Origin of the sequence: Vibrio sp. TBV020, from assembly GCF_046056895.1 — a bacterium.
GTDB lineage: Bacteria > Pseudomonadota > Gammaproteobacteria > Enterobacterales > Vibrionaceae > Vibrio.
In genome coordinates, this window is sequence record NZ_JBEEAQ010000003.1 from 3,191,555 (window position 1) to 3,210,366 (window position 18,812).

Annotated in this window: 14 protein-coding genes and 11 tRNA genes; 8 read left to right on the forward strand and 17 right to left on the reverse strand. The window is 45.1% G+C overall.

Annotated elements, in window-relative coordinates:
* Positions 1–2: 2 nt before the first annotated feature.
* The 5 genes from hfq to tsaE all read right to left on the reverse strand — a co-directional run bounded on the left by hfq (position 3) and on the right by tsaE (position 5,555).
* Positions 3–266 carry an RNA chaperone Hfq gene (gene hfq, locus AAFX28_RS22620; RefSeq protein ID WP_004743153.1) on the reverse strand — a complete coding sequence of 88 codons (264 nt, stop codon included), beginning with the start codon at positions 264–266 and terminating at the stop codon, positions 3–5.
* 188 nt (positions 267–454) lie between these two features.
* Entirely contained in the window at positions 455–1,405 is a 951-nt protein-coding gene (gene miaA, locus AAFX28_RS22625) for a tRNA (adenosine(37)-N6)-dimethylallyltransferase MiaA (RefSeq protein WP_408690764.1), read from the reverse strand.
* Complete coding sequence (gene mutL, locus AAFX28_RS22630) at positions 1,402–3,354, reverse strand: DNA mismatch repair endonuclease MutL (protein ID WP_408690765.1); 1,953 nt, start codon at positions 3,352–3,354, stop codon at positions 1,402–1,404. The genes miaA and mutL overlap by 4 nt, the downstream gene beginning before the upstream one ends.
* A gap of 18 nt (positions 3,355–3,372) precedes the next feature.
* Positions 3,373–5,097 (reverse strand): LysM peptidoglycan-binding domain-containing protein, encoded by a 1,725-nt coding sequence (locus tag AAFX28_RS22635; RefSeq protein ID WP_408690766.1) that lies wholly within the window; start codon positions 5,095–5,097, stop codon positions 3,373–3,375.
* On the reverse strand, positions 5,091–5,555 hold the full coding sequence (gene tsaE / locus AAFX28_RS22640; RefSeq protein WP_408690767.1) for a tRNA (adenosine(37)-N6)-threonylcarbamoyltransferase complex ATPase subunit type 1 TsaE: 465 nt from the start codon (positions 5,553–5,555) through the stop codon (positions 5,091–5,093). The genes AAFX28_RS22635 and tsaE overlap by 7 nt, the downstream gene beginning before the upstream one ends.
* A 205-nt stretch (positions 5,556–5,760) precedes the next feature.
* Between tsaE and queG the strand changes: the two genes are divergently transcribed.
* A complete protein-coding gene (queG, locus tag AAFX28_RS22645) occupies positions 5,761–6,873 on the forward strand; it encodes a tRNA epoxyqueuosine(34) reductase QueG (RefSeq protein WP_408690768.1) in 1,113 nt (370 codons plus the stop codon).
* Positions 6,874–7,427: 554 nt separating this feature from the next.
* Here the strand turns inward: queG and AAFX28_RS22650 are convergent.
* The 11 genes from AAFX28_RS22650 to AAFX28_RS22700 form a co-directional block, all read right to left on the reverse strand.
* Positions 7,428–7,503, reverse strand: a tRNA-Gly gene (locus tag AAFX28_RS22650).
* Between the two features lie 36 nt (positions 7,504–7,539).
* A tRNA-Gly gene (locus AAFX28_RS22655) sits at positions 7,540–7,615 on the reverse strand.
* A gap of 36 nt (positions 7,616–7,651) precedes the next feature.
* Positions 7,652–7,727, reverse strand: a tRNA-Gly gene (locus AAFX28_RS22660).
* Between the two features lie 3 nt (positions 7,728–7,730).
* A tRNA-Met gene (locus AAFX28_RS22665) sits at positions 7,731–7,807 on the reverse strand.
* A gap of 42 nt (positions 7,808–7,849) precedes the next feature.
* Positions 7,850–7,925 (reverse strand) — tRNA-Gly (locus tag AAFX28_RS22670).
* A 2-nt stretch (positions 7,926–7,927) separates the two neighbouring features.
* A tRNA-Met gene (locus AAFX28_RS22675) sits at positions 7,928–8,004 on the reverse strand.
* 42 nt (positions 8,005–8,046) lie between these two features.
* Positions 8,047–8,122 (reverse strand) — tRNA-Gly (locus AAFX28_RS22680).
* A 2-nt stretch (positions 8,123–8,124) separates the two neighbouring features.
* Positions 8,125–8,201, reverse strand: a tRNA-Met gene (locus tag AAFX28_RS22685).
* A gap of 42 nt (positions 8,202–8,243) precedes the next feature.
* Positions 8,244–8,319, reverse strand: a tRNA-Gly gene (locus tag AAFX28_RS22690).
* 93 nt (positions 8,320–8,412) lie between these two features.
* Positions 8,413–8,489, reverse strand: a tRNA-Met gene (locus tag AAFX28_RS22695).
* Positions 8,490–8,530: 41 nt separating this feature from the next.
* Positions 8,531–8,606 (reverse strand) — tRNA-Gly (locus tag AAFX28_RS22700).
* A 299-nt stretch (positions 8,607–8,905) separates the two neighbouring features.
* Between AAFX28_RS22700 and AAFX28_RS22705 the strand changes: the two genes are divergently transcribed.
* Positions 8,906–9,616, forward strand: coding sequence for a hypothetical protein (locus AAFX28_RS22705; RefSeq protein WP_408690769.1), 711 nt, complete (start codon positions 8,906–8,908; stop codon positions 9,614–9,616).
* A gap of 39 nt (positions 9,617–9,655) precedes the next feature.
* Here the strand turns inward: AAFX28_RS22705 and orn are convergent, their stop codons facing one another.
* Positions 9,656–10,201 (reverse strand): oligoribonuclease, encoded by a 546-nt coding sequence (gene orn, locus AAFX28_RS22710; RefSeq protein ID WP_408690770.1) that lies wholly within the window; start codon positions 10,199–10,201, stop codon positions 9,656–9,658.
* A gap of 127 nt (positions 10,202–10,328) precedes the next feature.
* On the opposite strand from orn, the gene rsgA reads away from it, so the two are divergent.
* The 6 genes from rsgA to gpmM all read left to right on the forward strand — a co-directional run bounded on the left by rsgA (position 10,329) and on the right by gpmM (position 18,798).
* Positions 10,329–11,384, forward strand: coding sequence for a small ribosomal subunit biogenesis GTPase RsgA (gene rsgA / locus AAFX28_RS22715; RefSeq protein WP_408690771.1), 1,056 nt, complete (start codon positions 10,329–10,331; stop codon positions 11,382–11,384).
* Between the two features lie 111 nt (positions 11,385–11,495).
* Positions 11,496–12,380 carry an archaetidylserine decarboxylase gene (asd, locus tag AAFX28_RS22720; RefSeq protein ID WP_408690772.1) on the forward strand — a complete coding sequence of 295 codons (885 nt, stop codon included), beginning with the start codon at positions 11,496–11,498 and terminating at the stop codon, positions 12,378–12,380.
* Between the two features lie 171 nt (positions 12,381–12,551).
* Positions 12,552–13,967, forward strand: coding sequence for an SLC13 family permease (locus AAFX28_RS22725; RefSeq protein ID WP_408690773.1), 1,416 nt, complete (start codon positions 12,552–12,554; stop codon positions 13,965–13,967).
* A 220-nt stretch (positions 13,968–14,187) separates the two neighbouring features.
* A complete protein-coding gene (locus tag AAFX28_RS22730; protein WP_408690774.1) occupies positions 14,188–16,068 on the forward strand; it encodes a methyl-accepting chemotaxis protein in 1,881 nt (626 codons plus the stop codon).
* A gap of 71 nt (positions 16,069–16,139) precedes the next feature.
* Positions 16,140–17,027: a DMT family transporter gene (locus tag AAFX28_RS22735; protein ID WP_408690775.1), complete on the forward strand. Its 888-nt coding sequence runs from the start codon at positions 16,140–16,142 to the stop codon at positions 17,025–17,027.
* Between the two features lie 238 nt (positions 17,028–17,265).
* On the forward strand, positions 17,266–18,798 hold the full coding sequence (gpmM, locus tag AAFX28_RS22740; protein WP_408690776.1) for a 2,3-bisphosphoglycerate-independent phosphoglycerate mutase: 1,533 nt from the start codon (positions 17,266–17,268) through the stop codon (positions 18,796–18,798).
* Positions 18,799–18,812 lie beyond the last annotated feature (14 nt).

The following is an 18,812-nucleotide window of genomic DNA, read 5'->3' on the forward strand; positions in this document are numbered from 1 at the left end:
AATTAATCTTCTGATTTCTCTTGCTGACGATCACCTTGTGGACGATCACCGCTGTGGTGGCTCACTGGACGAGCAGGAACTACCGTTGAAATAGCGTGCTTGTACACCATTTGGTTAACTGTGTTTTTCAGCAAGATAACAAATTGGTCAAATGACTCGATCTGACCTTGTAGTTTAATTCCGTTTACAAGGTAGATAGATACTGGAATACGTTCACGACGTAATGCATTTAAGAATGGGTCTTGTAAAGATTGCCCCTTAGCCATTTTTATTTTCCTTATTTTGTAATTTTGTTTTAGTTATTTAGCTAGTGGTGCGCTGCACAAAGTATGCGGCCTTTGCTCTGAGCTAAACGAATAAAATAACACCCTGTCGTTACCTGTTATGACGGCTTTAAGCTGAAATTTCAAGTAACAGATCCTTTACAGGGTACATTCACGCAAAAGCGATCACATTATACACAGCTAAAACCTTCAGATGCTATTGCATTTGAAACAGTTTCTAGCGCTTGTTCAATGTTCTCACTATCTAACCAAGTTAAATCATCCCAGCTGCGTAACCAGGTGATTTGTCGCTTGGCCAATTGACGAGTTGCACAGACACCTTTAAAAATAGCGTCATCTAATGTGCAGTTCCCATCCAAATAGTCCCACATCTGTCGATAGCCAACACAGCGAATTGACGGTAGATCCGGATGAAGATCATCACGAGCATAAAGTGCTCGCATTTCATCTTCAAAGCCTGCTTCTACCATTTTTTCGTAGCGTAACTCTATACGACGATGGAGCTCAGCCCTTTCCTTGGGAGCTATTGCAAACTGTTTAACTCGGTAAGGCAGACTTTCACCTTTTGTTTGAGTCAACTCAGTAAGAGTTTTACCTGAAATTCGATAAACTTCCAATGCCCTAGATAATCTTTGTGGATCATTTGGGTGAATTCGCTCAGCAGATACAGGATCAATCTCTTTCAGTTCATCATGGAGTTTGTCCCAGCCAAGAGTCAATGCTTCTTGCTCTATCTGCTGACGGATCTCTTGATTTGCGGCAGGAAGTGGCGATAAGCCTTCAAGTAATGCTTTGTAGTAAAGCATTGTGCCGCCCACCAACAGAGGGATCTTGCCTTGCTCTACAATTTTGCTCATTTCATTAAGCGCGTCACGGCGAAAATCAGCGACTGAGTATGCTTCACTTGGATCCAGAATATCGATCAAGCGATGCGGAGCTTGTGCTTGCTCTTCCGCATCTGGCTTAGCCGTACCAATATCCATACCTTTATAGATTAATGCTGAATCAACCGAGATTATTTCAACAGGGTATTTCTTTCGAAGGCGAATGGCTAAATCTGTTTTGCCTGATGCGGTTGGCCCCATTAAAAACAGAGCCAAAGGTAATTCTTTGTTTTTCATAATTCTAAAGCTGCAATTGTCGCAGAAAAATCAACGGGCCTTACAAATGCCGGATCCTCAAGAGGAAGTTTCCCCTGCCAAAGTTGTTCGATGTCAGCAATTATTTGTATTGCCTCCGACAAAGTGTAGTCGCTTTTTACTTGCGTAATTTGATCACTTAGCCAGTTAGCTAACTGACGATGATCTAATGGCTGAGAGGTCGCAATGTACGAAGCGGCGTAAGATAACAGATCTGGCAACAGTTGTTGTAGATTTTGTTGTCTCAGCGGTTGTGGTACACCCATGATCATCAGCGCTTTATTGCCACGTGTCTTTAATTCAATACCAAAGACCTTCAATACCGGCTCAAGCTTATTGGCGGTTGTCAGTAACTCTTCATCCAATTTGAGTGATAAAGGCACCAATAGAGGCTGACTCTTTAAGCTACCTTGATGCGTAGCCAGCTGACCATTCACTCGTAGCCACTCTGCTTTAGCAAGGCTCACTAGACAAGTCCCAGACTTATCACCCATCACTAGGTAGCGCCCTTGAACCACATGAAGCGCTTTACCTAAGCTTTCGACCGCAGATACCGCGACTTGTTCAGTCTGTTGTGGCTCCGTTGCCTGAGCCGAACGGATAGGTGCACAATCTGGCGTTTTCAGTAACTCTTGGTAAGCCTTTACCTCTTGCTTGCTTGGTGCAGGCTCGCTGTATCGTTCTGTGACTTTCGGTTTGCTTGCAGGTCGGGATTCATTCCATTCACTACGAGGACGCGACTCACGCAGATTGTCTCTACTTTCTTGATAATCTACTTTACCTGGATACGAAGGTACTGACTCAATTGCCTGATATTCTTGTTGAGAGACTTGAGATGTCGGTACTGGCTCTAATTGAGTCTGAGTTTCAGGATCTGCCTGCTGAGGTTCAATATGGAAAGCGGAAGCCGTTTGCTCCGGCTGATCGATATGAAAGCTTTGAGCTAACGCATCACTCAAGGCTTGATAGATAAAATCATGCACTAATCGCGCTTGATGAAAACGCACTTCATGTTTAGCCGGGTGAACATTGACATCTACTTGGTGAGGATCGAGCTCAATGAACAGAACATAAGTGGCAAATTGATCAGGACGTAAACTGGTTTCGTAACTTTGGCGGATCGCATGGTTGATCAGCTTGTCACGCATCATACGACCATTCACATAACAATATTGAAGATCGCTCTGTTGACGTGCGCCTTCAGGCGTTGTGATCCAACCGTGAAGTTTTAGACCTTGATGTTCGAGTTCAATTTTCAGCATGTTTCGAACAAAAGAATTCCCACATACAGCCGCAATGCGCTTTTCCGCTTGAGCCTCTGTTTTCGCTGCGCGGTATTGTTTGATTAACTTGCCGTTGTGTCTAACGTTGATCGTCACATCAAAGCGGCTTAAAGCAATACGCTTGAGAAGCTCATCAATATGGGCAAACTCCGTTTTTTCGGTACGGAGGAATTTACGTCTTGCCGGCGTATTGAAAAACAGATCCAGCACTTCCACTGTTGTGCCAATCGGGTGCGCTGCAGGTTGCAATTTTACCTGCATGTCTCGCCCTTCACTATATGCCGACCAAGCTTGTTCTTGGGTCGCCGGACGCGACGTCATAGTCAAACGAGAAACAGAACTGATACTCGCTAACGCCTCACCACGAAAGCCTAAGCTAATGATCGCCTCTAGATCATCTAAGGTGTGAATTTTTGAAGTGGCATGACGACTCAGAGCAAGACCAAGTTCATCTTTGACGATGCCCTTGCCGTTGTCTCGCACACGAATGAGCTTAGCACCGCCCTTTTCGATATCAATATCGATACGAGTAGCACCTGAATCTAAGCTATTTTCAACCAGCTCTTTAACAACCGATGCTGGCCTTTCAACTACTTCACCTGCCGCGATTTGGTTAGCAAGGCGAGCAGGCAATATTTTAATCGTCATGTCTCATCACACTATTAATTAGTTGCGAGGAATAATCAGCACTTGCCCCACTGCTAGCTGGTCAGAGCGCAAATTATTGGCTTTGCGAATATTGCTTACACTCACACCATACTTACTGGCGATCTTGCCAAGGAACTCACCCCGCTTCACAGTATGCTTACGCAGCGGTTGATCCTTCATACTCACTGTAATCTTGAGCTTTTGACCCAGTTTTAGCGTATCCGACTTCAAGTTATTCTCACGCTTAATTGCAGCCACAGATACTTTATATTTTGAAGCAATCTTACCTAAATATTCCCCACGCTGAACGACGTGTGTAAGCGTTTTCGTCTCTACTGGATTCTTAATCGTTGGTACAGAGACAGCACTAGATGAACCAGGAATAGTCAGCACCTGACCAATAGCAAGGCTGCTGCTCTTCAACTTATTCGCCTGCATAATTGCTTTTGTCGACGTGCCATATTTCTTCGCGATCACAGACAATGATTCACCGCGTGAAACTTTATGCTTAATGGTTTTACCGCGATTCGCAAACAGCGTGCCCTCTGGAGGATTCTCTTCAAAATATTGCACGACCGCCTTTGTGACCGAACGGGCTAGCTTATCTTGGTGACTACGCTGGAAAAGCAATCGCTCTTCTGTTGGGTTAGTAATAAACCCAGTTTCAACTAAGACAGAAGGAATATCCGGCGATTTCAATACCGCCAAGCTTGCATTGACTGGTTCTTTTTTATGTAAGTGGATACCCGCACGAGTCATTTCTCGTAGGATTTTAGTCGCCGCTTTATAGCCTTCTTTTTGCGAATGGCTAAACTGCAAGTCGAGCAAGGTTTGGCTTACATTCTTATCATTAGTGTTCTTGGCCAACACATCACCTGCACCACCAAGAAGCTGAGACTGCTCCTCATGGTTTTCTACCCAACGAGCTATCTCTGAGTTTGCACGACGTGTATTGAGTACAAATACCGAGCCTCCACGTGGTTGTGGCGTTCTAAACCCGTCAGCGTGGATGGATATCAAAAAGTGGGCTTTGTTCTTTCTAGCAATCTCAGAACGCTTATTAAGATTAACAAAGTAATCCCCTCCGCGAGTCAGCACCGCTTTCATCCCAGGAACCGCATTAATCTGTGCTGCAATCTTCTTTGAGATGGCTAGCGTTGCATGCTTTTCATATTTTTTGCTTGGACCAATCGAACCTGGGTCTTCACCACCATGACCCGCATCAATAGCGACAACAATGTCTGCAGTTCCCAATAATTGAGACGCATCACGACTGACTGTTGAAGGATTTGCTGGCTTAGCCGGTGTTGAGGTAGACCCTTTCTGCGCCCCATGAGGCATATCAATCACAAGGCGATGACCATATTGACCACCAGGTGTCGGCGCCAATTTAAATAACTGAGGGGTCACTTTACGCGTTAGCTCGAAGACTAAACGATAGGTCCCTTTGTCTGGTGGAGAACTCTTACGGATTTTTTTTAAGACCGGGCTATCGGATATATTGATAGGTAGCTTGGTGCTTAACGACGTCTTTTTAAGATCGACCACTAAACGAGAAGGGCTCGAAAGCGTGAAATAGCTATAATCTGCTTCCGTTTTTAGATCGATAACAACACGCGTTTCATCAGGGGACGGCCAAACGCGAATCCCTTCAAGAGCATTCGCGAAGGCAAAACTTGGTAATAAGGTAAGAGCGAGGAGAAACGGAAAGAAAACAGCTCTTAATAATCGACTATTCAACATAACTCCAACTGTTCCAATAATTGACTTCCATATTGATTATTTGCAGTCAGCTCGACAACACGCTCTTCACCTTTGTAACGCAGGTCGATATCAAGATCAGGCTCAGGTAATAAACCTTGCCCCTTTTCAGGCCACTCAACGAGACAGATTGCATCAGGAGTAAAGTAATCACGAATTCCCATAAACTCCAACTCTTCTGGATCAGCTAAGCGATAAAGATCAAAATGATAAACTTGCCACTGATCGAGTTGGTAGGGTTCCACTAGCGTGTAAGTAGGACTTTTTACATTTCCTTGATGACCAAGCGCTCGCACGAAACCACGACTAAATGTGGTCTTACCGGCACCAAGATCACCGTGTAGGTAGATCGTGGTTTGCTGAGAACACAGGTTTGCTAATACTGTCCCTAGTTGAATCGTTGCTTGTTCATCTTTTAGGGCAAATTGTTTCGTGGTCATTAAGATAAATCTCTAGGGTCTAATAGGGTGACTATAAAAATCAAAAGAACAGGAATAGTAAACTGGGTTGGAATTGAGAGACAAGAGATCTTGTGTAAGTAAAACGAAAAATAAGCGATTTCTTGGTATTTTTCCCCATTACTCGCCTAGAATCAGCCTATAAGATCCGTTAAGATCCTGCCCCCTTCACCAGAGACGTATCCGCATGAACTACCAAGAGCTCGTCGAAAAGATCAAAATTTGGGGCCAAGAGTTAGGCTTCCAGAAAGTTGGGATCTGTGACGTCGACTTATCAGCGCACGAAGAAGAGCTGCAAAGATGGTTAGATGCTGGCTACCATGGTGATATGGACTGGATGGCTCGTCACGGCATGATGAGAGCACGACCAAATGAGCTACTGCCTGGAACCGTACGAGTGATTAGCGCTCGCATGAACTACCTACCTCCACAGGCCCAGTTTGCCTCTAATCTATCCGATCCGACTCAAGCTTATGTTAGTCGCTATTCACTTGGTCGTGACTACCACAAACTAATCCGAAACCAACTGAAAAAACTTGGCCAGAAAATAGAGCAAGAAGTTGGACAGTTTGGCTATCGACCATTTGTTGACTCTGCCCCTATTCTGGAGCGCCCTTTAGCACAAAAGTCAGGCCTAGGCTGGACTGGCAAACACTCACTTATTCTCGATAAAGATTGCGGCTCTTGGTTCTTCTTAGGCGAGCTATTAATTGATCTTCCTCTTCCGGTCGACGAACCAAGTATTGATGAGTGCGGTAAATGTAAAGCCTGTATTACTTCATGTCCTACTGCCGCTATTGTCGACGATGGTGTCGTCGATGCAAGACGCTGCATTTCTTACTTAACGATTGAGTTTGATGGTGTAATCCCAGAAGAATTTCGTAAGCCGATGGGCAATCGAATTTATGGCTGTGATGACTGCCAATTGGTTTGCCCTTGGAATCGATTTTCAGATTTAACACAACAAAGTGATTTCCACAGGCGCGAAGCCTTTAAAAACTCAGACTTAGTCACATTGTTTCTATGGGATGAAGCGACGTTCTTAAAGAACATGGAAGGTTCGGCAATCCGTCGTATAGGTCACCTTCAGTGGATGCGTAACCTTTCCATTGCAATGGGCAATGCACCCTTCTCACAAATCATTGTGGACACACTACAAAACAGACTCGGGCTGTCAGAGGTGCTAGATGAACATATCCATTGGGCATTAGCGCAACAACAAGCACAGCTGCCTCACACATCAACGAAACTCAATCGACTTATTAGGATTGTCGAAAAAGGCCTACCAAGAGATGCATAATACTTGCCGAACTCAATAGCCGATAAGTTGATTTAGGTCCAAAAATGGAAATGTGGAAAAAAGAAAGGATGATTACTTATTTTCTTACAGATAAAGAAGTTAATCACAACGCAGAGAAATGACTAGGATCAAAAAACAGTGACTTAATGATCGAATAGAACAACTAAGCCTCATACCAAAAACCAGACAAACTCCAACAAAAACAACAAGTTAACCTGCCTTTCTCAGTAAGTAAGAAAGTTTCACAAACAAAAAGATCTTTTTCGTCAAGAAGTTTTTATCGCTTAAAGTTGGGTTACCCACTAAGTTATCCACAAATACTATTATGTGGATAAGTCTGTTGACTGATGTGTAAACCCCTAGCTCACACAGGGTTTGCTATCGGTCTTCTATCAGCACATCCCGTGCTTAAACAATAAATTTAGACATAAAAACGCCCACCTAGTGATTAGGAGGACTTCTTATATTTTTTGGGGTTCATGCTTCGCAGCATTAGCTAAAGAGCGGTGACCGTTTAGGTCGATTCAAATGGATATTCATTTGAATGAAGAATTTGGAGCGACACACGAGGTTCGAACTCGTGACCTCAACCTTGGCAAGGTTGCGCTCTACCAACTGAGCTAGTGTCGCTTTTTGTCACCGTTAAGTACGATGAAGACTATAAACTGGAGCGACACACGAGGTTCGAACTCGTGACCTCAACCTTGGCAAGGTTGCGCTCTACCAACTGAGCTAGTGTCGCATTTTGTCATCGTTAAGTACGATGAAGACTATAAATTGGAGCGACACACGAGGTTCGAACTCGTGACCTCAACCTTGGCAAGGTTGCGCTCTACCAACTGAGCTAGTGTCGCATTTGGTTGCGGGGGCCGGATTTGAACCGACGACCTTCGGGTTATGAGCCCGACGAGCTACCAAGCTGCTCCACCCCGCGTCCGTAGTTCACCATTCGAAGCATGATGAAAGCTTTTTAATTTGGAGCGACACACGAGGTTCGAACTCGTGACCTCAACCTTGGCAAGGTTGCGCTCTACCAACTGAGCTAGTGTCGCATTGGTTGCGGGGGCCGGATTTGAACCGACGACCTTCGGGTTATGAGCCCGACGAGCTACCAAGCTGCTCCACCCCGCGTCCGTAGTTCACCATTCAAAGCATGATGAAAGCTTTTTAATTTGGAGCGACACACGAGGTTCGAACTCGTGACCTCAACCTTGGCAAGGTTGCGCTCTACCAACTGAGCTAGTGTCGCATTGGTTGCGGGGGCCGGATTTGAACCGACGACCTTCGGGTTATGAGCCCGACGAGCTACCAAGCTGCTCCACCCCGCGTCCGTAGTTCACCATTCAAAGCATGATGAAAGCTTTTTAATTTGGAGCGACACACGAGGTTCGAACTCGTGACCTCAACCTTGGCAAGGTTGCGCTCTACCAACTGAGCTAGTGTCGCATTGGTTGCGAGGCCGGATATAAATCGATGACCTTCGCGAGGTTTTATGAATAGCTGAGCCCGACGAGCTAGCGAATCACAATACCTAAAATTTGGTTGCGGGGGCCGGATTTGAACCGACGACCTTCGGGTTATGAGCCCGACGAGCTACCAAGCTGCTCCACCCCGCGTCCGTATTCACCATTTGAGGCATGATGAAAGCCTTTTAATTTGGAGCGACACACGAGGTTCGAACTCGTGACCTCAACCTTGGCAAGGTTGCGCTCTACCAACTGAGCTAGTGTCGCATCAACAACGTTTCCGTCGTTCAGGGCTGCGAATTATAAGAGCATTTTTTTGTGATGCAAGTCCTTCATGAAAAAAAAGGGCATTTTTTTTCTTATCGGATAAAAAGCACACACTTATCAATCAAAAAGCTTGAAAAGCATACAAATTATCAGTGCCAATTTTCACCAAAAGATCAAAATGCGAACTCCCACCACGTTTTTAGATCTCTTTGTCGCGAATAACTCCTATTTTTAATATAAATGTCTGATATAGATTCATATTGCTAAACAACTTCTTAACTCAGAAGAGGTTCACTTCCATGCCGTTTCACTCAGCGCTAGTCAAAATCATTGCTCTTCTATCGCTAATGATCGTATTAAACGGCTGTGGTTCAATGCCTAAACCAATGAGGAATTTGGGGAAAAGTGATGTGGACTTTGTCATGGATGTTCATGCAAGGCAGCTCAAAGCTCAAATGGTTGAGTTAACCCGTAAACTCTATGTTAGGAACCCTATTCAACTCAGTAAGAATCCCTCAGCAACTATAGACAGCCGTATAGAACAGATCTTTGGTCCTGAAGATAGTATCACTCTCCCTCCCTTGGAATTTGATGAACTTGGAGGCGTCACAGGCATTGACGCCATATTACTGAGCTTTGATGAGAACTTTGAAGGAGACCGTGTCTTCGCTGCTACTGTTGGCCTTTCTGAGATGTTAAGACGTTCATACAACCACCAGCAGGAGTTTTTTATTCTCGATTCACTTGATGAGCAAGCTTTGTATAATAGTGCAAGAAACATCGAAATATTCGTTTGGCGCCTCTATCACCGAAAAGATGAGAACGGAAAACCATACATCTACACCAATGCGACTACAGAGGCCGGTGGAGATATTAGTTTTGATCGCTTATTCACAAAGATGGTCATGATCCAAGACATGATGGCACTGATTGTGGCAGATAAAACTAATCGAGGCATAACCAAAGTCGCGCACGGTGTAGCCCAATTCGTTTTCCTACCTGTGCCGTAACAAACAATAAAAAACCAGCATTGAATGCTGGTTTAAAGATTAGATTGAGATAATCGTTTTTCGGTAGTACTGCAATTCTGCAATCGACTCTCTGATGTCATCCAATGCCAGGTGACTGCCTGTTTTCGAGAAACCATCCAGTACTTCAGGCTTCCAGCGACGAGTTAGCTCTTTAAGAGTGCTCACATCGATATAACGGTAGTGGAAGTACTCTTCGAGCTCAGGCATATGTTTGTATAAGAAGCGACGATCTTGACCTACGCTATTACCACAAATCGGTGATTTACCTTTTGGTACCCATTTTTCAAGAAATTCGATGGTTTGGCGAACGGCTTCCTGCTCATCAACTTTGCTTTCTCGGATACGATCAACTAAACCACTACCGGTATGAGTTGTCGCGCACCACTCATCCATTTTTTGTAGTTCTTCTTCTGGCTGATGAATGGCAAGTACAGGTCCTTCAGCTAAAATATTCAGTTCACTGTCAGTGACAATGGTGGCGATTTCGATGACTTTATGCGTTTCTGGGTTAAGCCCTGTCATCTCCAAATCAATCCAAATTAAGTTTTGATCGCTAAAGGACATAAATCGTTGCCTATTGGTTTTATGATAAAAAAGGTACTATACCCAAATTCCGATACCCAAGATAGCTTGAGATACTCACCTACTTGCCGGTATCACTCGATAAATTAATGAACTGAAGTAGAGAAACGTGGCTAAAAAGAAAAAGCTAACCAAAGGTCAGGTAAGGCGAGTTCGTCATAACCAAAAGCGCAAACTTAAGCAAGAAGAGTCCATTCAATGGGATGAGTCCATGCTAGGTAGCAGTAAATCAGGCCTGGTTATCACCCGCTTTGGACAACACGCTGATATCGAAGATACTGAAACTGGTGAAGTTCAGCGCTGTAACCTACGTCGAGGTATCGAGACCCTTGTATCTGGCGATAAGGTCATTTGGCGCCCTGGACTTGAATCAATGGAAGGCATCAGTGGTGTTGTAGAAGCTGTTGAACCACGTACTTCAATTCTTACTCGCCCAGATTACTATGACGGCCTAAAACCGGTCGCGGCTAACGTTGATCAAATGATCATTGTTTCATCCGTGTTACCTGAATTATCACTCAACATCATTGACCGTTACCTTGTTGCATCTGAAACACTCAACATTGCTCCATTGCTCGTATTGAACAAGATCGATCTTCTCGAGCAAGAACAACTAGAGCAATACCAAGAGTGGCTGAAAGAATACGAGCGCATTGGTTATAAAGTCTTGTTCGTCAGTAAGCAAACGGGTGAAGGCATCGCCGAGCTTGAAGCCGAGCTAAAAGACCGTATAAACATCTTCGTGGGTCAATCAGGTGTGGGCAAATCGAGCTTAGTAAACGCGCTCATGCCTCAATTCAACGTCGAAGAAGGCGAAGTGTCTGAAAACTCAGGGCTTGGTCAACACACGACCACAGCTTCACGTCTGTATCACATCCCAACTGGTGGTGACCTGATCGACTCACCAGGAGTACGTGAGTTCGGCCTTTGGCATTTGGAAGCAGAGGAAGTCACAAAAGCGTTTGTTGAGTTTAGACCTTTCCTTGGGGGCTGTAAGTTCCGTGACTGTAAACACAATGACGATCCTGGTTGTGTATTACGTCAAGCCGTCGAAGATGGTGAGATAAACGAAGTACGCTTCGAAAACTACCATCGCATTCTAGAGAGCATGGCGGAAGTGAAAGCGAATCGACAGTACTCACGCAGCAAAAAAGCAGATTTGTAGCCGCAAATTTGTAAGCAAACTCTCGCAACTACTGACTTTTGGGCGCATTTTGAGTAACATCTCGCGCCCAGAATATAGTCAATCATGAAAATAGCATTGGAATTGAACACCATGGATAAGATTAAAGTTGGACTGCAATATTGGATCCCACAGCATGGACTCACACGCTTAGTGGGTAAGCTAGCTTCTGCAAAAGCTGGCGGTCTAACAACAGCAATCATTCGCTGGTTTATCAAGCAGTACAACGTCAACATGGATGAAGCACTTCATTCAGATCCAAAACACTTCAAGACGTTCAACGAATTTTTTGTACGTGAGCTAAAAGAAGGCGCACGTCCAATTACAGAAGAAACAACAGTCGTTACTCATCCAGCTGACGCGTGTGTAAGCCAATTTGGCCCGATCACTGACGGCAAGCTTATCCAAGCAAAAGGTCACGATTTCACAGCTCAAGAACTACTTGGTGGTGACGCTGCCTTGGCTGAAGAGTTTGCTGATGGTGAGTTCGCAACACTTTACCTATCGCCACGTGATTATCACCGTGTACACATGCCATGTGACGGCACACTTCGCCAAATGATTTATGTACCTGGCGATCTGTTCTCAGTAAACCCACTAACGGCTGAAAACGTACCAAATCTGTTCGCCCGTAACGAGCGTGTCGTGTGTATTTTCGACACTGAGTTTGGCCCAATGGCACAAGTACTTGTAGGGGCTACGATTGTTGGAAGCATCGAGCAAGTATGGGCAGGCACGGTAACGCCACCACGCGGTAACACCGTGTACAAATGGGACTACCCGGCTGAAGGCGACAAAGCTGTAGTCTTGAAAAAAGGTGAAGAGATGGGTCGCTTTAAACTTGGCTCTACAGTGATCAACCTATTCGCTAAAGGCGCTGTAACCTTTGATGAAACAATGCAAAATGGTCAGCCGACAGTGATGGGTACACCTTATGCTCACACTGCATCAGCGCAATCGGAATCAGAGGAAGCTTAATTCCGTTGCCTTCTTTCTAAGCCTCGATTCGTCGAGGCTTTTTTTGACCCAAAACAAAGTCATTGCAACAATTTTTACTGTTTATTAAAAACTCCAAACTCGGTCTAAGACACTCATTTCTTTGTAAATTAAGCTATAGCTTCAAGTGCTGAGATTGAGGTTCATATAACTATGTCAAAAATAGATCTAGGGGTTGTTGTTAAGCTGCTAATTAGCTTCGGCTTGCCAATCGGTGTGCTTTTTATGCCCATTGATTGGATCCCAATTGATGATCTGACCTTAATTCAACATCGTTTACTCGCGATCTTTCTCTTAGCGGCACTACTTTGGGTACTAGAGCCTGTCCCTGTATTCGCCACTTCTATCCTGATTATCACTCTAGAACTGGTCATGATTTCGGATAAAGGGTTACACCTATTTCGAACACCTCCCGCTGGTCACGACCTTGGCGAGTTGATGAAATACACTGACATCTTTAGTGCATTTTCTTCCCCTATCATCATTCTATTTATGGGGGGATTCGCCCTAGCCATCGCCGCGTCCAAATATGAGCTGGACAATAACCTCGCACGAGTCTTACTCAAACCATTTGGCCACCAGCCTAGATTCATCATGCTAGGTTTAATGCTGATCACTGCAGTGTTTTCAATGTTTATGTCTAACACCGCCACAACGGTCATGATGCTCGCCCTACTCGGGCCGATTGTCGCTTCTGCACCCAAGGGCGATCTTGGTATCAAAGCATTAGTGCTGTGTATTCCTATTGCAGCGAACACTGGCGGTATTGCGACACCAATTGGTACACCACCCAACGCCATTGCGCTGCAATATTTAACTGGTGAAAACAGTATCGACTTTCTTAGTTGGATGATGATGGGCTTACCGTTTGTGATCACTCAACTCACCATCGCATGGTTCTTGTTACAAAAGCTCTTTCCATCCGCTCAACAAGAGATGAAACTAAAACTTGATGGCCAGTTTCAAAAGAATTGGCGCGCGATCGTCGTTTATGCCACGTTTGCAGCCACTATTTTGCTGTGGATGACCACAAAGCTGCACGGCATGAATACCTATGTCGTTTCAATAATCCCTCTCGCAGTATTTACGTTGACAGGAATTATGGGCAAAGCTGAGCTTAAACTGATCAATTGGGACGTACTTTGGTTGGTCGCAGGCGGTATTGCGATAGGTATTGGTTTAGATAAGACCGGTCTCGCTTCAGCGCTTGCACACGCAATCGACTATGAGTCACTCTCTCCAATCGCCGTTATCTTCACCATGTCGATTGTCTGCTGGTTGATGGCAAACTTTATGTCGAATACGGCGACAGCTAACCTGCTTATGCCGATTGCAGCAGCGATTGGTGCATCAATGGAAAGCTTAGCCTCAGTAGGTGGGTTGCAAGGTTTACTCGTTGTCGTCGCTTTTTCAGCCTCACTCGGCATGATCCTTCCTGTATCAACCCCACCAAACTCATTGGCTTACTCTACAGGATTAATCGAAAGTCGAGATATGGCGAAAACCGGCATTATCATCGGCGTGATAGGACTGCTGATTGTTTACGCCGCAACACTGATTATCACTTAATAACGCCAGTATCTGACCTCTAGCACGCTGGGCTAGAGGTCACAAATCCTTACAAATCAAAAGGGCTTTTCTTATATTTGCCGTAGGGATCAATTATAGATATAGCCCTCAGCTATAAAATCCCCCCTTATCTACCATCCACGTCTATTTCGCTCTCTCTGTGAAACAATGGAGGTAGCCCTATTATTCTCTCCCTATTGTCTACAAATAAGGAAAGGCAATGAGAAATACAATCAAACTAAAAATGCAAATAGCAATCGCGGTTGTCATTGCTATCGTCAGTGGTGTTCAAGCTTGGATATCAGTCAATCAACTCCAGCAAGAAACCACTTCCGCCCTCAATAGTGAGATGGCGAATATCAGCCACTCTACCTCACGCTATATCAGTGATTGGTTGGCAATCCGCAGTGATATGATGCTGGCAAACGAGAAAACAATTGTTGAGTCTGATGATTCAGATCGAGAGATGCTGATCACTAAACGCGCTGGCGACTTTCTTTCTGTTTATGCCGGATTCAGCGACGGCTCAATCGCATACGGTGACAAAACCGAAGACTGGCCAAATGACTATGACCCTCGAACTCGCCCTTGGTATCAAGACGCGATGAAGAGCAACGGACTCATCATTACAGAGCCTTATCAAGATTTTGATGGCAGTATCGTGGTCAGTTTCGCTAAAGCGTTTTCTGGAGAGAAGCAAGGTGTACTCGCAGCTGATCTGACGGTGACCAATATTATCGATGAAGTTCTTAATGTCACTCTTGATAATGATGGTTTCACTTTCCTTGTTGATGGCAACAATAATATCGTCGCCTATCAAGATGAATCATTAAGCCAACAACCCTTGACCAAGCTCAACCCACAGCTTTCTCATGCTCAGATTCAAGCTCTCGTTAATGACTCTTCCATCTCGACAATTTCATGGCCAGAGCAAGGTGACAAACTGATTTATGTTACTAATGTCCCTTCTACGGATTGGTCATTAGGGATCGTTGTTGATAAAGAACTGGCTTTCGCTTCCGTTAGTGAACAGATTCAATTTACTGCTATCGCGTCTTTGGTGCTTTACCTAATCATCGCGACATTCAGTACCTACACTATTACTAAGCTGCTTAAACCTCTTCAAGATTTATCGGCATCACTCTCTCAGCTTGCAAAAGGCGAAGGGGACTTAACGCAGCGAGTAGAAATAAAACGCCTTGATGAAATAGGCGAGCTCGCTGGACATGTCAATCAGTTCCTCAGTCAGATGCAACGTATGATTGCTGACATCATTAACCATAGTGAGCAACTGGTGCAGCAAGCTAGCCATGCAAATTCGCTCTCTTTACAGTCGGCTCAACAAGTAGAGGTCCAACAAAACGACGTCAATCAGATCGCAACAGCCATTCATGAGATGTCAGCCACTGCGGCAGAAGTAGCAAGTCATGCAGAAATGACCGCATCAGCTTCTCAAACCTCTTCTAATGCCTGCCATGATGGACAAAAAGTCATTCAGAAAAATCGCGAATCAATCGTTGAACTCGCAGAGCAAGTCACAGCAGCGTCGGGAGTCATTTCTGAGCTTGAGCACAATACGCAGAGCATTAATCAGATCTTGTCTACCATTCAAGAGATTGCTGAGCAGACCAACTTATTAGCGCTCAATGCAGCAATTGAAGCCGCAAGGGCTGGTGAACAAGGACGGGGATTTGCGGTAGTCGCTGATGAAGTACGCGTGCTAAGTCAGCGTACACATGGATCTACAGAAGAGATCCGCAACATGATTGAGACGCTGCAAAACAACACCAAACTTGCTGTAAATAGCATGAAGACCAGCACCTCATTAGCAGATACAAGTGTTGATTATGCTCAGCAAGCCGCTCAAAGCCTTACCGATATCACTGATGCGATTAATAAGATCAATGATATGGCGCTACAAATCGCAAGTGCAGCAGAAGAACAAAGAGCGGTTAGTGAAGATATTAGCCGCAATACACAAGGCATTAAGGATGCCTCCGACGTATTAGCAGCTCAGGCTCAACAAAGTAGCGACAGCGCAGATAATATGCGCGAGTCTGCAGAAACCATGCGTATGGAGGTGACTCGCTTCAAGGTATAACTTTGTTTTAAGCCAGATTTATTGCATATTGTCAGCCTGGATTATTCCACACTCACAAGGATTACGTGTCGATGGGTTATGAATGGCTGGCACTTGCTGCCGCATTTCTTTGGGCAGTCGCAAGCCTACTTTCAGTCGTGCCTGCACAACATTTAGGAACCTTTGCCTATAGCCGTTGGCGTATGGGTTGCACTTCTCTCATTCTGGGTAGTATGGCGCTTTATACAGGCGGCTGGGCTAGTGTCGAAACGAGTGCAATATCGGCTATGATGCTGTCGGGTGTTATTGGAATTTTTATTGGCGATACCGCCCTCTTTGCGTGTCTCAACCGCATGGGGCCAAGACAAGCAGGTTTACTCTTCTCATGTCACGCCGTTTTCTCTGCGATTCTGGGGTACTTCCTATTTAGTGAAACCATGACATCTCTGGAACTACTGGGATCACTGCTCGTTTTCTCTGGCGTACTCACCGCTATCTTCTTTGGCAGGCGTGGACAAAGTAACAACCAGCTAGAATCGATCAAAGGTAAAGTTTGGGTTGGAGTTAGCTTAGGCTTGCTCGCTGCTCTATGCCAAGCATTAGGCGGAATCATTGCGAAACCCGTGATGCAAACCAGCATCGATCCAATTGCTGCATCGGCAATGCGGATGATGACGGCATTTACCGCCCACTGCCTATTCTTCTTAACAGGCGCAAAGTTAGCTCGTGCAACTAAGCCAATGAACCTAAAGATTTTCTCAATCACAGCGGTGAACGGTTTCTTAGCCATGGCCGTTGGTATGACGCTCATTCTCTATGCATTGCAACAAGGGAATGTGGGGATGGTTGCTTTACTCTCTTCTACGACACCAATTATGTTGTTGCCTATACTATGGATTTATTCCGGAAAACGACCTAACCGCTTTGCGTGGATAGGGGCGATAGTTGCCGTTATCGGTACAGGTATTTTGGTCTCTTAACCTATCGCAGTAATCGGTAATTCCCGCTTTATTTTTCTGTCTTAAGCGAGAGAATAGAGTAAGCAAAAAGGTCTAAATTGACAGGTTGGCGTTGCACACACTCTTTGTAAGGTGAAAGATAACAACAATATTTCACAAACAATATTTGATCTTAACCTACAGTTTTGGTTAAAAAGTGTAGTAAAATTACGCTAATTTAGTTTCCAAAGTTACTTTGAAATTTGACGAGGTCATCACTATGACAGCTAAGAAGCCTATGGCTCTAGTTATTCTTGACGGTTACGGACACCGTGAAGATACAGCAAGCAACGCAATCGCGAACGCAAAAACTCCATTCCTTGATAGCCTGTTTGCTAACAAGCCAAACACTCTAATCTCTGCTTCTGGCATGGATGTTGGCCTACCTGATGGTCAAATGGGTAACTCTGAAGTTGGCCACACAAACATTGGCGCTGGCCGTGTTGTATACCAAGACCTGACTCGCATCACTAAGTCTATCGCTGACGGTGAGTTCACTGAAACACCAGCTCTAGTTGAAGCAATCGACTCAGCTGTGAAAGCAGAGAAAGCGGTACACATCATGGGTCTTATGTCTCCAGGTGGCGTACACTCTCACGAAGATCACATCTACGCCGCAGTTGAAATGGCTGCAGCACGTGGCGCAGAAAAAATCTACCTACACTGCTTCCTAGACGGTCGTGACACACCACCACGTAGTGCAGAGAACTCGCTACAACGTTTCCAAGACTTGTTCGCTAAACTAGGCAAAGGCCGCGTAGCATCTCTAGTAGGTCGTTACTACGCAATGGACCGTGACAACAACTGGGATCGCGTTCAAGTTGCTTACGATCTTCTAACTCAAGCAAAAGCTGAGTTCACTTTCGATACAGCAGTTGCAGGTCTAGAAGCGGCATACGCTCGTGACGAAAACGACGAGTTCGTTAAAGCAACGGCTATCAAAGCGGAAGGTCAAGAAGATGCTGTTATCGCTGATGGCGACGCAGTTATCTTCATGAACTACCGTGCTGACCGTGCGCGTCAAATCACGCGTACTTTCGTACCTGCATTCGACGGCTTCGAGCGCGCTGTATTCCCAGCTATCAACTTCGTAATGCTAACGCAATACGCAGCTGACATCCCACTAGCTATCGCATTCCCACCAGCTTCTCTAGAGAACACTTACGGTGAGTGGCTATCTAAGCAAGGTCAAACTCAGCTACGTATCTCTGAAACTGAGAAATATGCACACGTTACTTTCTTCTTCAACGGTGGTGTTGAAAACGAGTTCGAAGGTGAAGAGCGTCAACTTGTTGCTTCTCCAAAAGTAGCAACTTACGACCTACAACCTGAGATGAGCTCTGAAGAACTAACAGAGAAGATGGTCGCAGCAATTAAATCTGGTAAGTACGACACTATCATCTGTAACTACCCTAACCCAGATATGGTTGGTCACACTGGCGTTTACGAAGCAGCAGAGCAAGCAATCGAAGCAATCGATGCGTGTGTTGCCAAAGTAACGGCAGCGATCGAAGAAGTAGGCGGTCAAATGCTGATCACTGCTGACCACGGTAACGCAGAAATGATGGTAGACCCAGAGACAGGTGGTACTCACACTGCTCACACTAACCTACCAGTACCTCTAATCTACGTTGGTGACAAAGAAGTTGAGTTCAAAGAAGGCGGTAAACTGTCTGACCTAGCTCCAACAATGCTTGCTCTAACTGGTCTAGAAATCCCTGCAGAAATGACTGGTGACGTTCTAGTTAAGTAATTAACTGAGACGTT